Raw genomic sequence first — 18134 nt, forward strand, 5'->3', positions numbered from 1 at the left:
GCTGATCTGCGGTATGATGTCCATCGGATGCTCCTCTGATTCATGGTGTGGTGCAATGTCATGATGCCAGAAGAGCGTCCTTTCCATTTAAGCTTGATGCGCATGGGGAATTTACAGTTAAGCCCAGTACGCGATTGGGCAGTGGTATGGGCCTCCGCCACCCATCGCGTTGGATCGCTATTGTCCCGCATCAGCCACTACGGCCAAATGGTGACATACTGATCATGATCACGCACGCTTCGTTCAATTCCGGTGCTCATCCGGCGGGTTGGTCAACTGCTGATTAATACTATCCATCAACACATGCCGATGGGCTTCGCTCGGTAACAGCCGCCCCTGCAAGGCCAGTCTTACCACTTCCAAGGCCTCGCGCACCAACAAATAACCCGCCTCACCCACCGCATCGAATAACTCGCCATTCGAGAGGTCGTCAATGATCAAGTCAATCTGCGCCAATGCTTCTGCTTTCTGCATGGAAGTCGCCTTTTAGTCCAGCAATAGAGATTTTCCACCTTTTTAGGCACGAAAAAGCTTCATAACATCGGGGTAGGGCAACGATTCGATTAGCCACGGGCCACAGAACATAATGTAGACCAAAAGACAGCGCATATCATCGCTTCGGAACCGAGCAGCGGCGCTTTTTTCGCTACACAGAACGTCCCTTCTGTGTAGTATTTCTAGCAACCTGCCTCGATTGGTAGCCCTCATCGTGTGGCCTGGTAGCGTTATTAAAGTATATTTTTTACTTCACAGAAGGTTTCTTGTCGATGCTGTTTCCCGCTCCGTCAGAGCCGTAGGATTGTGCCTCGTTGCATGCGGCATAGCTGGCCATCGTCGTTGCTGCTCTTCCCATTGTTGACGAGGTAATTGCCCTGTGAACGTGCCCAACGACGTGGGAAAAGACAACCCGATAGTTCACGTTATGTTCTATGGCCCTCGATTGCTTGAATCGTTGCCATATCCCAACATCGTTACTGATATCGGTAATAAGGGATTGATCTTCGGTATAAATACCTTTTTCACGACGAAGCCCTTGGGTTCCAGTATAGGAAAGAAAATTAAAGCTTGTGACCACACAAAATGCGTGATCACACAGGAGGATCTTTTCGTGGGTGCCCAAATATTGGACGACGAAGTGTTGACCATAGGGTTTGCTCTTGATCTGCCGAAAGCGCTGCGCCACATCCGGCTTGATATAGGTATCCTGTGTTTCATTATGCTGAAGCGGCATTCCAAATCCAATCCTGATCTGAATTCCATGCTGAAGACGTTGCTCAATGCGCTCCAGAACCGGAGTATCAACCGAAAAACTATTAATCCACGGCGAAATAATAGTGACTTGTTGCTGAGCCTCCTCTAGGGCACGGATAAGGAGCACGCGATGCTCGGCATTACTCACCTGCCGTGTTACCCCACGATAGCTGATCATACTTAAAAGGTGTTGTTTTTCTTCCTCTAGTTGACGAATACGCTGTGTTTTCTCGGTAACAATCTCGGAAGGGAGGGAGTCATCAGCGCGGTCTTGGCGTAATACCACGTGGTCTTGGCTTCCTCCACGGGGTTCCACCGTCGTAATCATGGGTTCAAGTTGATCGTGGATTGCCGTATAAATCTGCGAATATCCAGGATCACTGAGTGACACCAAGAGTGATTCCGGAATGACATGGCGGCCTTCACGCTCGCGTTGGCCAAACACGGCATCATACTGGGGAGCCGCCTCATACCCCTCAAACACATTGAAATCGAGCCGATTGCTGGTTTGTTCCACGAAGACTAAGACATTAACGAGCTTGTAGGCGAGATGCGTTTTTTCAATCGATAGCACATCAACGAGATGATCAGCGGCGGCAACCTGATTATAGCCCCGTCGATACGCGTGCTCTACCTGGCGAATCGATTCGATCAGGCGCGGAATCGTTGGTTTCATCCTTGGAACGGGGTGAAGCAAGAATACCCCTTGCTGTTTTAACCGTCGTTGATCCAAAAATGAGGCGCGGTTATGGGGCACAATATCCCCCAACAATCCATCAACCGCTATTCGGAAATATTCGGTCGTGGCGGTTGTCAAGGTTTTCGTCAGCGCGGTAGTCCCTTTTTTTGTCAGGTGGAATACAAGCCGCCCGTGTTGCTGCGCATCGAAGGTTCGACGGAGGCATCCTTGTTGATCCAGTTCGATTAACCCACTCTGAATAAATTCAGGAGCAACTCCCAGCGCTTCCGCCATCCGCTGCTCTGTTTGAATACCAGCATGGATCAGCCGCATCACAAATTGAGCCATGGTTGACATCTCAACCGAACGCAACACTTCCACCTTAATCTGCATCTCATAAAATGGAATTGCCGCCTCGTAGTGGCCAATAAAGTCATAGCCTGGACGATGATCGCGATGCTCCGTGATCAATGCTTCAAAGGTCATCGACGGGACTCCATAACAGACATTCTTGCGGATGGGCAAGAATGTAGGTGATAATCTCAGGGAATGGATTAGCATACCCTTTCGTATCGGCCTGAACAACCATGGCATGATCGCCGACAATAAACAGCAGTTCTCTAGCACGGGAAAGCGCTACATTCAAGCGCCGAAAATCACGCAAAAAGCCGATTTCACGCTGGACATTACTGCACACAATACTGTAGAACACAATATCGCGTTCGCTTCCTTGAAAGGCATCCACCGTATTCACTTCGATATCCAGACATCGCCATCGTTCTGGGTCGTGGACTGTAAGTTGTCGTCGGAGCAGTTCCACCTGATGGTTATAACCTGCAATCACAGCAACCGCTTTTCGTCCGCCTTGCGGAGCTTGGATACGCAGCGCATGTTCTAATTCCGTAAGCTGCTGTTGGCGTGTGAGTATTATTTGGACGGAAAACCGCATTTTCGAAATTTTTCACAAGCTTATTAATTTTTATCTACTCATATTCAAGCTGACGTTGCGTTGTTAACCGTCGATACCGTTGCTCAACAAGATTATCTAATGCGATTGTTGTTTGTATCAATGCCTCGACATCGCGCGGCCCAAAACAAACAATTGGATGGTGACTGATATATGATTTAATGTGCTCACGCGCACCAGAGGTAAACCCTGACATCGATATAAACAGCCCTCGGTAATGAGTGCGATGTGCTAATTTTCCATAAAAGTCGCGAATATCTTTTGCTTCAATGGGGTTTTTATGCCATTTACACTCAACCAAATAGTAGGCATGATTTTTCACAAGAACGAGATCGAGTTCTTCACCTCGTGTAATAACGTTTGATTCAAGGTTCCAGCCTTCGTGCTTCGCCAACTCAGTTATAATACGTTCTAGAGCTTTTCCTCGTTTTTGTGCTGAAAGGCTATGAGCGTCCAGATACATCTGACGTATATTCATTTTTGCTCGCCATTCAAGTACGGATCGACGCCCAACAGAGGTTATTAAAAATAATCCCCCTAATGCATGAGCCTCAATAAAGCCCATCACATCTAACATACGAAGATGGGTTACTAAATAATTGGTGTCCATACTGAGATCACGAGCAAGGTCTTCATAGAAATAGGGTGCATGTTTGCCATTGGTTTCATACTGCCACATCAGCCGATTAAGAATTTGTGTTCTTGCTTGTTGATGCTGCTCTATTTGAACACTATCAGCGAGTTTATTCTCCTCAACAAAGAGAACTCCAGCAGTATTCAATATGTATGCCCCACCGATAGCATACGCGCTTATGAGTTTCTGATCCTCTAATCCCTCAACCTCATCCCAGAATACTTCATCATCAATATTATTTTCCTCCCGAAAGGAATGAAGACTGAGAAACGTGGGATCATCAAAATAGCGTTCATACAATGCCTTTAATAAAGTATTTTGTATCGATGACATATCATTGCATCTCCGTAGAATTAGGATGAAGTATGTTTTTAGTATTTTAATTCTCTTCCCAGTCTTCTATGTCTGAATATTCTGGTCTTTCGCTTCCATAGATTTTCAACCCCGGTGATTCTTCCTCATCAGATTTTCCTTGAATATGCGCTTTGAGGGCACTCAAGGTCGTTTCAATCCTACTGATATGATCGATAGCTATTTGGTTGAGATAGACGTTGCTGAATTCCTCCGAAGTTTCGTTATTTGAACTACTATCGATATTATCTTCGTGAGGAATAATAAAATCAGCCCAAGACTCGATGGTACTTATGACATATTTTTCTATATCATTAAGCATCAAGATAGGAGTTTGTTCGTGCGGAACTTCTTGCTCTATGTGCGGTAATCGCATAAAGAGAAGTGTCATAATAAGTCGGGTTAAGCTATCAAAAAGATTGGCTGCAAGATGTTCTCTTTTTGCTTCTGGACTATTCTCAAAATAAGAAAAAGGATTATTGGTTGGCTGGAGTCGTTTTAAAACAGGGATAACCTCCTTAAGTGTATGGAGAGGATATATTCTACCTGGAAGCATTGCGCGATGCTCCCATATCTTGAGAATGATCTCTATCGACCTCTGTTGGGCTATTAGGCGCTCGTTTTCCGTTGTTGCATGGTTCACCATATCCATAAGCTGAGCAAGGTGATGTGCCATCCATTTACCCAGCGTATCAACACCAGTATCCAAGCCGAGTTCACGAACGAGATACTGTCCAAGTTCCAATACATCGTTCGGCAGCATCGATGGTTCCATCTCTTCGGAGGATAAAGATTCGATGCGGTTGATTCTTTTTTGTTCTTGATTCGTCATCTCGATCTCGTCCATAACCATTATTCTCCCGAGTAATCTTTACTTCAACAATTAAGTCTAGTTGCACCTCATCCAAAAAAGCTAGTAATGCCTTCTTATTGATATTCAGCCGCCATCCGTTTGACTGAACCTGAGCAGTCGATCGCATTGTATACTCTGTCCTATCATCGCGACTATCCCCCCAACATTCATAGATGAATGCTGTACTGCTATCTTCTACATTGACCCATTGTAGTTGGTCACCATAGTGAAATTTAAGATTAAGCACTGATTCTACCATTGGTCCAGGATACGTTTCAATAGAACGAATATCGTAACAAAGCGGATCATATTCATCAATGCCTTCAATCAGATGCTCATAATCAATAAGCCATCCAATCAGCTTATAGGGTGATGTGTCGATCGCAAGCCTATCTTCTACGTAAGGAATGCGATAGTCCCATGAGTCAGCAACAGTCTGAAGTGCCCGTGCAAGAGCAAGTGCGGTATCAGGTGAAACAAGCGCAGTTCTGATTCGAGTTTCCTGTTTAAATCGGTATGAATGCGTATTATGATCACCATCGACTACAAGCATCTCTGAATTATCACTAGCAAAGATTTGATTGAGGAATGTTTGGTCAGTGATACTATCAACCCATGCATCAATAGGGACTTCGGGAGAAATCCAAAATTGAGCCTCTAATGGCTTTGCTCTAAGAAAATCTGCAAGCCAAAATGGCGGCATTGCGAGACCATTTCGACGTATCCAGCCATCGGGCGTATAGTAATCATCATCCTCATCACTATTGTTTGCAAGCGATCGTGTTTGGATAAGCTGTCCCATCGTACACCACATGGCATGCCATTCCAAGTAGGTATGGTAGCGCTCAATTCTTGGGAGGTCTCCATGGCGATGCATTGTGCTCATACCCATACTATCGGTGATACGATAATTTCTTGGCTCTTTAGACCATTCTCTTGGATTATCGTGCACTTGCCACGTATCAACAATCCATTCCTCTGCTATAGTGCAAAATTCTGTCATACCAACATCAAAAAAAAGTTTAATCGCTGGAGAATACCAATAAGGGATAGTATCGATGCTATCAAAGCTGAATCGTTCTGATCGACTTGGCTGATTTTGATAAAGGTCGGTTTGATGTATGTGTCTTTGGCTTTCCCGTAGGGTTGTTGATACTCCTATCGTTATGTTATCTAATAGCGTACGTTGTTGTGCATCAAGGAGCAGTGTTCCTGTCTCATCCAAATGGAGAACCGCCGATTTTGCAAACGCGCGGATGAGGAGATGAGGAAAGGAAGTATCTGACGCAATTCCAAAGAGCTTTTCTCCATAGAGGGCAGCGATGTTTGGTGTCTCCGTTGCAATTCGATCCAGAGTAATTACAAGCCATAATCGAGCAGCGAGCCAGTAAAAGGGTGCATGGGGATTTCGATAGCTCAATTCTGTTTTTTTGTGATAGAGCGACACAATATGATCAACCGTTTCGCTCTCTTGAAGCCGTGCAAGTCGGCGAACAGTATGAGCTGCACGCCAGCGTTTGTACACATCTATATCAGACATTAGTGCATAGAGAAATCGTGCAAGAGCCTCGGAACCTGAGGATGGTATATCAACGAGATCCCACCGATCACAATCCTGTGCAGGTATCCGGTCAACAAGTCGGGATGCATAGCGCCCACTAACGTCTGCCGCTACCCATGGCGAACTATATTCCCCTAAAAGGCCAACCAGCGCGAAGATTGTTAAGGATTGCAATGTATCTACATGGCGTTCAATAGCAGCAAGTAACCCGTTAAAGATCTCGTGGGCTGGTAAGCCAGTTTTTGTAAGGAGCATAGGAAGAGGCGAGTGCCCATAAGTAAGATACGCAGCAAATTCAGGGAGCATTTTACCGATCACGTCCATGAGGCTTGTTTTACACCAATCGATAACAGCTGGGGTATTCCATTCTTTGATGCAGTAAACAATAGCATCTGCCAGCATAATATTGTGTATACCATATAATCCGCCTTCGCTTAAAACATCAAGATAGGCAACTCGATCGCGGAATGAAACTACTGTGGCGATATGATTCAAGATTTTTTCAGGGTAAATAAAACTATCTATTCGCCGAGCAGTTTCAATTACCTGCTCAAGTACGGCATTAATTGTATCCTTTGATACAAAGCGTTGATCCCAATCAATGCCTTGGAATGGGTCAGGCGGAGTTATTTTTTTCTGATTATCAACCATATCAAAGATGTCAAGAGATTTATCATCTGGTTTTTGAGCGACTTCCTGCTGATGAAATAATTCTGCCTTCATTAATTGTTTAAGCCAGAATGTGCTAGGATTCTCTGCCTTCAGTACAGTCACTACCTCTGAGCGTTGGCCATGACCGAATCGCAATAACTCATCACAGGCCAATATTTCAATAATAAGGTTGCGATTCTTGGACGATGACCCTTCTATAATTGAACTCATAAGCTTTGATGGAAAGTTATCAAGAAGTGTCGCACAAGCCGTTGCACTCTCAGGAGCTATAGTGTTTTGAAGAAGGGCCGTTAACAAGATCGTTGGGAGAATATTCTCATATTTAATAATATTTATATCGTCCCATCGCCCAGCCATTGCGAATGCTACTGAGCAATCAAGGGTTGTGATTGCTTCGGTTACCTCAGTCCAAGGGAACTCATCGCTATTACCAATCCTTGTATGAGTATCACTAACCACTATAGCAAGCTGGGATGCCATCTCGCATCTTTGCTCGGGGGATAGTACATGAAACCCATGTTTTACGAGCGGGTTAAATAGGGCTATCTCTCGTCCGGTTTCAAGATTAATATCATTGGCAATCTCCAAAGCATTGAAAAAGAACGGTTTAGCATCAGCATGACTAAAGGGCATAATAAGCCGTGCAAATCGTAGGAACGCATCAATTTTGTCTTGGGTTTCAATTCTCATGGATTTTATGCTTTTAGATTGATCAGTAACAGCAGAGAGAATCGTTTCATGAAAGGAATGATCCATTGCAAGATGGGTATACATCTTGACCATTGTCTCGCTTAAGTAATCGTTTTTCCATCCAACAACCGCCTTGATACTTTTTAGAAGAGCAATCCGATCAAATTCTGAAACCATAAGTAATTTCGTGATCGATGATGCTACTTGCGTCCGCATACCAAAAGCATGATAGCTGGCATCAAATTTATATGTATTCATGCCAGTTCGATTAACAGCCTTCTGTAAAAGAAGAGTACCTGCCTCTCCAGAAATTTGTCCTATAATCAACTGTGCCCGAACGGTATACACTGGTATCAGTGGTAGTAGAAATTCAGAAAGCTGGTCTTTCTTTTCTCTTAGTTGAGCGTTTTGGCGACGTGTCGTCTCTGTTGATAACTTGATTGAAGGCTCAACTAAAAACTCTCTAATCTCTATTTCCTGCCCTCCTAAGCGTCTCAATAAGCTATACGCGCGAAGAATGATATCAATATAAAATGAGTCTGAGGTATTAAATTCGTCGTAGCAACGCCGCTCAGGTGTTACAAAGCTTTGAAGGATTGAAAGCGCATTCTTGTGCTGAGTTGTATGACCAACAACAATCTCACAGGCAGTGAGAATCAAATCAATGTACTCGATGTAGGAGAAATCTTCATTCCTCGCGCGTTCCTTCAATTTATCAGCCTTTATCAATCCCCGACGATACAGAATTCCTAAACACGTTTCAATACGAGCAATATCACTGCTCTGACCAACAAGCACAAGAGGAACCAGAAGAAAGATATCCCACGGCGTTTGACGTGGAATCTCTTGTAACACCTGTTGAAGGAGATCTATGTCCCCCGAAGTAATAAGCTTTTTGGACAGTCTTAATGCAACCTCGAAGACTGCGGATCTTGGTCTCCAGCGTAATAGTTGCGCTATAGCCGACTGAGGCCCTTCAATACGAAGAAGTGCCTCAGTTTCTGCGACAATATCATTAGTGCCAATCTCCCAACCCTCTGGCTCATCATTGGGGAACCGCTGCTTTTTCAGTACAAATTCTGAATTACGGCGTTGTAACCATGCACGTATTTGGCGATATCCATTACGGACAGCAAAGGCATTTTTCTCAAGGGCATCATTCGCCATCATATGGAATAGGAGTGGTCCATGGTGTTGAATTTCCTGGGAATTTCGTAGGACAGCTAGTGCATACGTGTGTGGGGCAAAAATTGCCACCAGATCGAGATTATTAATAATTGAATTATGAATTGTTACATTCGTTTTTAGTGCCTCGGCACCCTTAAGCAGTGTCAATAAACTATCAACAGGATTCTCTGCCTCTCGACATACCTTCATAGCAATGCGCAAGCGCTGGAGTTGGGTGTCACGTCGAAGCAGGGGATCTCGGATTGCTTCAGGAATAGGTTCTTTATCGACAAGCATTATGATGTCTTGTTTTCGTCCTGCGGCAAGTAACGCAGAGGCCAAGTGGGTTGCAGCATAACTGTCTTGTTGAGCCTGTTTGGTAAAGTGCTCTGCAATCTTTAGCTGGAGCATATGAAGCCGCGCCTCGGCCTTAAGTCGCACAAACTGCTCAAAGTCTTCATCAGCAAAGCTAATCAGGTTATTTACAACCTGAACCCCAGGTGCGAGATCACTTGCAAGATCACGAATATGGGTTTCGTTAAATTTTGTTACTGCTGCGAGATCGGAAAGAGGAATAGGTCGTGGTAGTGCAATCAGTGCGGAGCAAAACATGAGAAGTTCTTGTTGTTGTCCTATCTTAAGAATAGCTTGAGTAAATTGTTGTTCAAATACATGATCTAAGTCTTTGCCATGCGGTAGAAGATACCTCAATGCTTTATCAGGCTTATCTTGCGCAATATCAAAAGCGTATCGTTGTACGCGTGGGATCCCCCGTGATAGCTTATGAAAATCCTCAATCCATGCATCTGGTGCTTCAGGCCAAACAGAGTGTACATGATGTGCTGTCTCATCAAGGGTAAAGCCACTAAGTTCAAACTTGTCAAATGTGTAGGGAAGTTCGAGCATGGGGAGCCGTCCCGTTCGGGCGCTGACTAAAAGACGAACGTTTGATGGCAATGTGCCGATCGAAAGAAAATCACTAATGAAACATTTATCGCCTTGTGTTAGTGCGGCTGTCAGTGCATTATCAGCCGCATCAACCACAATAAGTACAAGAGCCGAGGGATTGTTTGCTGCAATAACATCAGCGGCTCGCTCCAGCCTTTTCTTGAATGCTCTGGGATAATCATGAGCAGTTGAGCGATTGAGTAGAAGAGGAATGCGAATTTCGCGGGCAAGATCGTTTGAGAGCTGTAGAAAGGCATCTTGTGCCCTGTGACGAAACGCATCAGCGTCGAGATAACGTCCTCCACCATAACAGTCAAAAACGATCATGACAGAATCATCTGGAAGGCGTGCCTTGATATCTTGAAGCAACGTAGTTTTTCCCATACCACCTTCGCCATGTACACAGAGGCGTTGTTTATTGCTAATAAGCATTTCTACTATTGTCTGAGCCGCCGCACGCAGAACAAGGTGATCGAGTTGCTTAATCTCAGAAGGACATGGAAATATAGTACGAGGATCAGAAAATCCCAGTCCCGCTAAGATGGATTGGCGGGTGATATAGTCTCTTCGGCCTTCTGGTAGCATGGCACTTTGGACAAAACGCAAAAGATTATTTACAGAGGTGCGTGCATCATCATCTATCCAAGTAGAGATTGTGGCATGAATATGCTTCTCAAGTGCAAAACGAGATTGGATTCCACAGAGTGAAAAATCAAGGCTTTTGATGAAATCTTCAAAAGTATTGGAGTCTAAGCCGCTGGCTTTCACGAACCTATCACGATCTGTGACTGGCGCTGTTTGCTTTTTCCCTCGTCGTGGCGGTGTAGGCTGTCCCAATAACATGGCCCAAACCGCTGGATCAAGGGGTTGGTTACTAACAAGCCGCAACGTAATATGCTTTCCTGCAATAAAATCTGATCGTTTCTTTTTTAAACCACTAAAGATTTTTGCAAGCCGACCAATGACTGAATTATCTTTTTTATCATTACTCGCATAGGTAAGGCGATTCACCGTCCATGGCTGTTGAGCATTTGACGTTGAGTATTTGAGTTGATCAACGACAATACGATCAGCTGATTCTATGCTATCACCCCCATAGTAAAAGGCGCAATCCACCCCATCCCATTGATCTTTAGATGTACCAATTTCATCATCTACCATCAAACCTTCTACTGTAATAGCAGCCAGATTTGTGTCTTCATTAAGTAACGATAACGCATGTCGAAGCACCCAAAGTTCATGAAATGTATCACCGGCATTCGACGCACGAGCACCCCGAAGATCTGGTTTTGACATAGTGCCTCTCAAGGTTATTCTAAAGAATCAAGCCTCGCAAAACTAAAGGCCTAAATTGAAATTGGACATAATTATTCCTACCATGATGCTATCAACTGGCATTCTATGAACAAAGATAACCAGCATTGATGAATTTTGGTGTAGCGCATGGATAGAAACAGCTTTTCTGGTAAGTACGACACAGGATTTTCTTGGTTAACCATATGCATTAAGATCAATTTGTTCAACACGATTTGCAATATCTGCCTCGGTTGGTTGGACATAGATTTGCGTCGTTGTGATCGAGCTGTGTCCAAGGAGACGAGCAAGACCGACCAAATCATGGGGGTGTCGCACCAGATAGCGGGTCGCAAAGGTGTGACGTAGACTATGCGGCGTCGTGCTTGCTGGCACGAGGTCACGGATTGCGGCATCGCGCACAATGTGATGAATCATCGCACTCATCTCCCGGAGACTCAAGGGGGTCTGACGCTCACTCATCCAAAGCGGGCGAGGTTGCTCACGCTTGCAGTGCAATGGCCACATCTTCGCGACTGCCCGAATCGTTGCTTCAACCCCCAGTTTTGGACCAATATAGAGCGCTAATGCTACGCGGACCGATTCATTGAGCGGCACCGTTCGCGTTGTATGGCCTTTAGACGAACGAATCACAACCTGACCACTGCGCTCGCCGTACTGAATATCATGCCAGCACAAGGCGGCACATTCACCGATGCGCATTCCTGTTTGGACTAACATCTGAAGAATGGCGGTATTTCGTACAGGGTTACGTGTTGTTTGGGCTTGCCGTAAGAGGGCATTAACCTGTACCGGGCTGAGGGCCTTTGGCTTCAGCGGCGATGGACGCTTCACCAGTTTGAGACGGTGGGCGGGATTCGTATCAAGATAGCCCTGATCAACCAACCATGTACACCATATGCGGAGCGCACTCACATGAATATTGACCGTACTGACTGCGGTGGTTTGCCTGAGCATTTCACGATACCCCACCAAATTGATGGGATGAAGATCAGCAAGGGTGATCGAACGCTGTTCTGTGGACGCAAACCATGCACACAGACGGTGTAATACCCCCCGATAGCGTTTGCATGTGGCGTGGGTCATATCGATTTCAGCATGGCGAAACCATGCATCAATCAGCATTGCAACAGGCACTGAATCGCTCATAGACACCACCTCTGAATCGTTCATCTACTCTCGGCAATGTTTTTTCTCTGTTCGGCGCACTCGTGGTACATCAATTGACGCTCATGGGTTGGTGGATTGAATGGACTACATAGCAGAGAATTGCAATTCTCTGCTATGTATCTTACTCTATTATGCAACCCCTTTCCATGGCAATCTTTGGTAGGCTCGGCTCGTCGAAGATGCTCCATAAACGACCGATTACTAGAGACAATTAATCCCAGCGATCTGCGCATATCCATGAGTGCACGGGTATTCCATACGAGAACCGTAATCCTTGTTCAGGAGTCTTCATGCCAACCGCCTTCTTAACCGAAGAACAGCACGCCGCCTACGGAGACTATACCGGTGATCCCGATCCAACCCAATTAGCAAAATTCTTCCATCTTGACGAGGTTGATCTTCAGCGTGTTCGTCGTCATAATGGATCACACCACCGTCTTGGATTTGCTCTCCAACTGGGCACTGTCCGATTCCTGGGAACATTCCTCGCGAATCCCATCGCGGTTCCTCCCATCGTTATTGATTTTATGGCACGCCAACTCGCTATTGCAACGACCTACACCCTCGATCGCTATCTCGAACGTGAGGATACTAAGTGGGAGCATGCGCGTGAGATTTGTCAGGACTACGGCTACCATGATTTTCACGACCAGCCGTGGCATTTTCGGCTCATCCGCTGGCTCTATGCCCGCGCGTGGTTCAGCAATGAACGTCCCTTTGTCCTCTTTGAACACGCGATGGCGTGGCTCATGCACCATAAAGTCTTGTTACCTGGCCCAACCACCCTTGAGCGGCTGATTGGGACGATTCAAGAGCGGTCAACAACGCGGCTCTGGCAGATGATTGGCGGATCGCTTACGCCGACCCAACAGCAGCATCTAGACGATCTTGTCCGTGCTCCGACACCGAATCGGCAAAGCCCGCTTGATCGGCTTCGCAAGCCGCCAACCACGCCGACTGCCGTCGGCATGCTGGCGGGACTCCAACGTCTCAAGGCTATTCGTGATCTGGGCATTGCAGCCCACCCAATTCCCATGGTTCCCGCTGGTCGATTAAAGACGTTGGCTCGCTACGCTATGGGGGCACGGGCGCAAGCCATTGCCGCCCTTCAGAACCCGCGACGACTCGCCACCCTGCGGGCTTGTGCCATGCAGCTTGAAGCATCCGCCCACGATGATGTGCTGGATATCTTTAACCAAATCATCAATGCCCTCTTTCTCTCCAATGAAACCCAGAAACAGAAAGCCCGAACGCGCTCGCTCAGCGACCTCGATGCCGCAGCCATGCAATTACAAGCCGTCTGCCAGATGCTGCTTGATCAGCAGTACGCCGATAGTGAAGTCCGTCCGCGTATTTTTCATGATCACGATCCCGCCCACATTGCCGCCGCAATTGCCACCGTCCGCAACCTTGTCCAGCCGAAACATGAACCTTTTGAAGCCCAATTGGACGGCACCTATCCTCACCTCCGCCGATTTCTCCCGACCCTGCTTGAGACCATTAACTTTGATGGAACGCTGAGCGGCAAGCCCGTGCTCGCAGCCCTTCAGTTTCTCCGGGCCTTGGATGCCCCAAATCCTCCAAAATTGCATCATGCACCTACGGAGGTTGTCGGTGCTCGGTGGCGGCGGCTTGTCCTCGATAGTGGCCAAGTCGTTGATCGGCAGTTTTATACATTTGCCGTTTTAGAGCGCTTGCATCAAAGTTTGGATCGCCGCGAAGTCTTTGTCTCCCCAAGCGAACGGTGGGGTGACCCACGCGCCATGCTCCTCAAACCCGATGCATGGGAGAGCGTGCGTACCCATATGTGTCGAACCTTGGGACGGCTGCGTGATCCCCACGCAGAATTAGCGCTCTTAGACACCCAACTGGATGCGGCCTATGCCGAAACGGCAAAAAACTTGCCGGAGAATCCAGGAGTTCGGATTGAGAAGATCAACGACCATGATCGTCCCATTATTACTGGCCTCGATAAACTCGACGATCCACTGACCCTTAAGCAACTCCGGAGCGAGATCCAAGCCCGGATGCCGCGTGCGGATCTGCCAGAAATCTTGCTCGAAATCAACGCCATGACGGGCTTTGCCGATGAATTTACCCACCTGAGCGAGGGGGGAACCCGCGCCACCGATCTCAGTCTGAGTATCTGCGCCGTGTTGCTGGCCGAAGCATGCAATATTGGGCTGGAACCACTTGTGAATCAGAGTAATCCCGCCTTAACCCGAGAACGCTTAGCATGGGTGCAACAGAACTATATTCGACCAGAAACCCTGACGCGGGCCAATGCGCGTCTGGTTGCAGCGCAAGCAACCATCCCCATCGCACAGGCGTGGGGTGGTGGCGAAGTTGCATCCGTCGATGGTCTGCGCTTTGTTGTTCCGGTTCGCACGATCAATGCGGGCGGCAGCCCCAAGCATTTTCCGCGACAGCGGGGCGTGACTTGGTACAACGGGATTTCCGACCAAAACATGGGCTTTAATGCGATTGTCATTCCAGGGGCATTGCGCGATGCACCCTATTTGCTCAATGTCTTGTTAGAACAACAAACCCATCTCCAGATTAAAGAAGTGATGACCGATACAGCTGGTTATTCCGATATTGTCTTTGGCCTCTTTTGGCTGTTAGGGTATCAATTCAGTCCACGCTTGGCCGATCTCAAGGATATGCGCTTTTGGCGACTTGATCCGAAGGCTGATTATGGCCTTTTAAATGATGTTGGTCGCCACACCATTTCGACAAAAATCATTACCGAGTATTGGGACGAATTACTGCGTCTCGCGGGATCATTAAAGATGGGGACGGTCCAGGCGGATGTGGTGGTGCGCTGGCTCCATGGGGATAAACGGCCCCGAACGTTAGCCCGCGCCGTGACGGAAGTCGGGCGGATGGCAAAAACGCTGTATCTGCTGGCATACCTTGACGATGAGACCTATCGTCGGCGCATTCTCACTCAGTTGAATAAAGGCGAGCGTCGTCATCGCTTAGCCCGCGTCATCTTTCATGGCCAACGCGGTGAAGTCCGGCAACGCTATCGCCAAGGACAAGAAGATCAGTTGGGGGCATTAGGACTGGTGTTGAACTGTGTCGTTTTATGGAATACGCGCTATATGGATGCGGCGGTGGCGCAGATGCAGGCGGCGGGAATTGTGATTGATGCGGATGATCTGGTTCGCATTTCCCCGTTTATCCATCGGCACATCAATGTGCTGGGTCGCTATTTCTTTGCGATTCCGGAAGAAGTCCAACGCGGTGAATTACGGCCACTGCGCGATCCGTCAAAACGCGATCTGCTTGAGGATTTGTGAAAAATCTCGAAAACGCGGGTTTCCGTCCAAATAATACTCACACGCCTTTAAGGGCAATCGTATCGACGTTATACAGTTTGTGAACGGTCATAAGACCCCCATGGCGATGGAAGATCAGTGGCATTGGAATAGGCTCAAAGGGTGTTAAGCAGGTTCCAATCGGAATCGCATCATCCCGTGTTTGCAGCATGGGATTCCGATCCCAAACAGGGAGGACATCGCTGAAATCCGGGATTGTGTGTGGATCAACGGTGATGGCAAAACCAGCAGCATTCCACCGTCGAAAATAATAAGGATACCGTTGATCCTCATCTGCGAGGGCTACATGTGGGATCGGTGTGTCGCTATAAGTCGTTGCATCAATCGTTAACATGCCAAAGGTGGCCATGAAATCATCCGCTTCCCGCCAAAGCGTATACCCGTAGGCTGCATACCATGCATGCAGTATCGTGCGATCAATCCGTCGCACACTAAGCCAATAGGTTGGTAACACATACCGATCACTCGTGTTGGCAGAACATTGACCCTTACGCCGCCGTATCGAGATCCATCGTCAATTGTGTGGCCTTTCCGCGCGGGACGCGCGTTCGTTCCGCATGGGCAACAGGAACGGCTTTTCCCCAGTCGTCTTCAATCACATCCCACAACATCAGTTGGGGACTGGCAAATGGGTGGTCAAATTTGGTATCGTGGCTGAGGTGGCGGATCGTTCCATCACGCGCAATCATCCCTTCGTAGCGCCGGAGATCGTGGCTCTCGTAGGTCACCATCACGTGATCGGTATCAATCCACAATGTAATGACATGCCGTGCTAGCCCAAGTTCGCTATAGATGCGCCAATGGCGGAAGCGAATAAAGCCCACCCGATCAACCATACGATTCACGCGTAAGGCTTCAAAGATCCGCCGAATCAATGCTTCGGGAAAGATGCGCCCATGCACGTCCCCAAGCACGCTCAGCGGGGTATCACAACCATCTTGCCGCTGGCGGTGTGCCCAATGACGTTCCTGGTTGTAGTGCTTCATCCACATCCGATGGGCAATCCATAATTCCTGCCACGTTCGTGCGGCACGAAACCCCGCTTCGGCCTCGTCCATCATACGGCGTTGAATATTGAACGCCGTTTCAATATACGACTGCCAAGGTTGGCGCTTCGCAATAAAAAAGCGCTGAATCCCCAAGGCATGGCAGATCTGGCCAAGCCGTCGTGACCGAAACACGCTCCCTGAGTCACTCACAATCCCATCAGGACACCCACATGTTTCAATGGCACTTAACAGAACTTTCAGGACTGCCGTGGTATCTTGCAGGCGACTAATCGCGCTTGAGACAATCGCCCGACTCGCATTTTCTAAAATAGAAATGCAGTACACATTGCCACCGCCGAGGCGATGCATGTCCAAATACCGGATATCAATCGTCCAAAATTGATGCCGATACTGGGCTGCAAACGGCATGGGCTGCGGATCTTTTTTCGGGGGCGGCTCGGGCGGTCGTAATTCAGGAAACACCTCCCGATTGATCGCCATCAAGCGGCCACAGGTGCGAGGACTCACATGAATGCCTTCGCGACGGAGGGCGGCATGCAGTCGCCATGCCCCAAGCAAGGGGTTGCGCTGGAGGCGGCGGACGTGGTGCTGAACCGTACTTGCCAGTCGTCGGCCATGCCGATGCGGCGCTGATGATCGCCGTTTGAGGCCTGCAAGCCCTTCTGTATCCCAGCGTTTGAGCACGCCATGGACGGTTTTCCGGCTGATGCCCAAATAACCAGCAATGCTTTTCTTCGTCCAGCCTTCGGTGATAAGCCGGAGAATGGCACGGCGACGCTCGACAATATCGGGAATGGTGTGATAGGGCGGAAAGCGACGGGTGGTGAGCATGGGCAAGGTATTGGTTGCCAAGGCCCGCTTCACGGTTTTGATGCTCGGTCGGCGGCCAAAGCGCACGAGGCAAATGGTCGCAAGTTCGTAATGGCGCATCGGCGGATACTCGGCTTTGATGGCCAGCAGATAGGCAATGGCTTCAGCAGGAAGCCGAGCAGCAGCGCGGATCGGAGCCGTTGCTGGGCGTTGCGCCGCCCCAAGCCCATGCTGACGAAAGGTCTGCACATGGCGATAGAGGGTGCGTTCCGCCGTAGCCGTTTCGGCAGCCCGCTCAGCAACCGGTTGGTCAAACAGGACAACGGGTCGGATCAACTCATAGACATGCTGCTTTGGGCAGGTCAACTTCATTTCGAGTTGTTGCCAGGCTGGTGATGGTTCGCGGGTTCGTTGGGGAGCGGCCATACCTACCTCCGCTACGGATACGAGGCCACGGGTAAACGTATCCTAGCGGTTTTTGGCGCACCCAACAAGACCAACATCTGTGCGAATGCCCTGTGTGCTAATATCGAGTGAGACAGATTCCATTGGCTGAGATCCGTTCTGATCAGGGCGCGAGGAACCTTTGTGCTGATCAGGTACATCATCACCTGGATCACCCTCATCATCGGCGACCGATCCGCTATCATAGTGACCGTACCCGTTTTTTGGCTTGCGGAGGTCATCAATGGTCACGGATCGCTGGTTTGCTG

The 18134-nt window shown here is 48.1% G+C and carries 11 protein-coding genes; 1 reads left to right on the forward strand and 10 read right to left on the reverse strand.

The genetic code is table 11. From position 1 onward, the window contains the following. Positions 1-243: 243 nt before the first annotated feature. The 7 genes from ABEB26_RS25730 to ABEB26_RS25760 form a co-directional block, all read right to left on the reverse strand. Positions 244-474 carry a hypothetical protein gene (locus ABEB26_RS25730; protein ID WP_345724956.1) on the reverse strand — a complete coding sequence of 77 codons (231 nt, stop codon included), beginning with the start codon at positions 472-474 and terminating at the stop codon, positions 244-246. Positions 475-742: 268 nt separating this feature from the next. Beyond that, positions 743-2416, reverse strand: coding sequence for a phospholipase D-like domain-containing protein (locus ABEB26_RS25735; protein WP_345724957.1), 1674 nt, complete (start codon positions 2414-2416; stop codon positions 743-745). Continuing rightward, positions 2406-2879, reverse strand: a complete 474-nt coding sequence (locus ABEB26_RS25740; protein WP_345724958.1) for an AAA domain-containing protein — start codon at positions 2877-2879, stop codon at positions 2406-2408. The genes ABEB26_RS25735 and ABEB26_RS25740 overlap by 11 nt, the downstream gene beginning before the upstream one ends. Positions 2880-2913: 34 nt before the next feature. Further along, positions 2914-3864 (reverse strand): restriction endonuclease, encoded by a 951-nt coding sequence (locus ABEB26_RS25745; RefSeq protein ID WP_110519315.1) that lies wholly within the window; start codon positions 3862-3864, stop codon positions 2914-2916. 46 nt (positions 3865-3910) lie between these two features. Next, entirely contained in the window at positions 3911-4645 is a 735-nt protein-coding gene (locus tag ABEB26_RS25750; protein ID WP_345724959.1) for a hypothetical protein, read from the reverse strand. Further along, positions 4599-11069, reverse strand: a complete 6471-nt coding sequence (locus tag ABEB26_RS25755) for an ATP-binding protein (RefSeq protein WP_345724960.1) — start codon at positions 11067-11069, stop codon at positions 4599-4601. Before ABEB26_RS25755 ends, ABEB26_RS25750 begins: the two co-directional genes overlap by 47 nt. A gap of 195 nt (positions 11070-11264) precedes the next feature. Then, positions 11265-12236, reverse strand: a complete 972-nt coding sequence (locus ABEB26_RS25760; protein ID WP_345724961.1) for a tyrosine-type recombinase/integrase — start codon at positions 12234-12236, stop codon at positions 11265-11267. Between the two features lie 311 nt (positions 12237-12547). Between ABEB26_RS25760 and ABEB26_RS25765 the strand changes: the two genes are divergently transcribed. Then, positions 12548-15562, forward strand: a complete 3015-nt coding sequence (locus ABEB26_RS25765) for a Tn3 family transposase (RefSeq protein ID WP_345724962.1) — start codon at positions 12548-12550, stop codon at positions 15560-15562. Between the two features lie 37 nt (positions 15563-15599). Here ABEB26_RS25765 and ABEB26_RS25770 read toward each other — a convergent pair whose 3' ends face one another. From ABEB26_RS25770 to ABEB26_RS25780, 3 genes are all read right to left on the reverse strand, one after another. Further along, positions 15600-15950, reverse strand: a complete 351-nt coding sequence (locus ABEB26_RS25770; RefSeq protein WP_345724963.1) for a hypothetical protein — start codon at positions 15948-15950, stop codon at positions 15600-15602. A 139-nt stretch (positions 15951-16089) separates the two neighbouring features. Then, positions 16090-17847: a helix-turn-helix domain-containing protein gene (locus ABEB26_RS25775; RefSeq protein WP_345724964.1), complete on the reverse strand. Its 1758-nt coding sequence runs from the start codon at positions 17845-17847 to the stop codon at positions 16090-16092. 42 nt (positions 17848-17889) lie between these two features. After that, a partial coding sequence (locus ABEB26_RS25780; RefSeq protein ID WP_345724965.1) for a hypothetical protein occupies positions 17890-18134 on the reverse strand: 245 nt, incomplete at its 5' end.

The sequence above is a fragment of the Herpetosiphon gulosus genome (genome assembly GCF_039545135.1).
In the GTDB taxonomy this organism is placed as follows: domain Bacteria; phylum Chloroflexota; class Chloroflexia; order Chloroflexales; family Herpetosiphonaceae; genus Herpetosiphon; species Herpetosiphon gulosus.

Coding starts and splice junctions, on each gene's coding strand:
- ABEB26_RS25730 (WP_345724956.1), bottom strand. CDS start 474: ATGCAGAAAGCAGAAGCATTGGCGCAGATTGACTTGATCATTGACGAC.
- ABEB26_RS25735 (WP_345724957.1), bottom strand. CDS start 2,416: ATGACCTTTGAAGCATTGATCACGGAGCATCGCGATCATCGTCCAGGC.
- ABEB26_RS25740 (WP_345724958.1), bottom strand. CDS start 2,879: ATGCGGTTTTCCGTCCAAATAATACTCACACGCCAACAGCAGCTTACG.
- ABEB26_RS25745 (WP_110519315.1), bottom strand. CDS start 3,864: ATGTCATCGATACAAAATACTTTATTAAAGGCATTGTATGAACGCTAT.
- ABEB26_RS25750 (WP_345724959.1), bottom strand. CDS start 4,645: ATGCTGCCGAACGATGTATTGGAACTTGGACAGTATCTCGTTCGTGAA.
- ABEB26_RS25755 (WP_345724960.1), bottom strand. CDS start 11,069: ATGTCAAAACCAGATCTTCGGGGTGCTCGTGCGTCGAATGCCGGTGAT.
- ABEB26_RS25760 (WP_345724961.1), bottom strand. CDS start 12,236: ATGAGCGATTCAGTGCCTGTTGCAATGCTGATTGATGCATGGTTTCGC.
- ABEB26_RS25765 (WP_345724962.1), top strand. CDS start 12,548: ATGCCAACCGCCTTCTTAACCGAAGAACAGCACGCCGCCTACGGAGAC.
- ABEB26_RS25770 (WP_345724963.1), bottom strand. CDS start 15,950: ATGGCCACCTTTGGCATGTTAACGATTGATGCAACGACTTATAGCGAC.
- ABEB26_RS25775 (WP_345724964.1), bottom strand. CDS start 17,847: ATGGCCGCTCCCCAACGAACCCGCGAACCATCACCAGCCTGGCAACAA.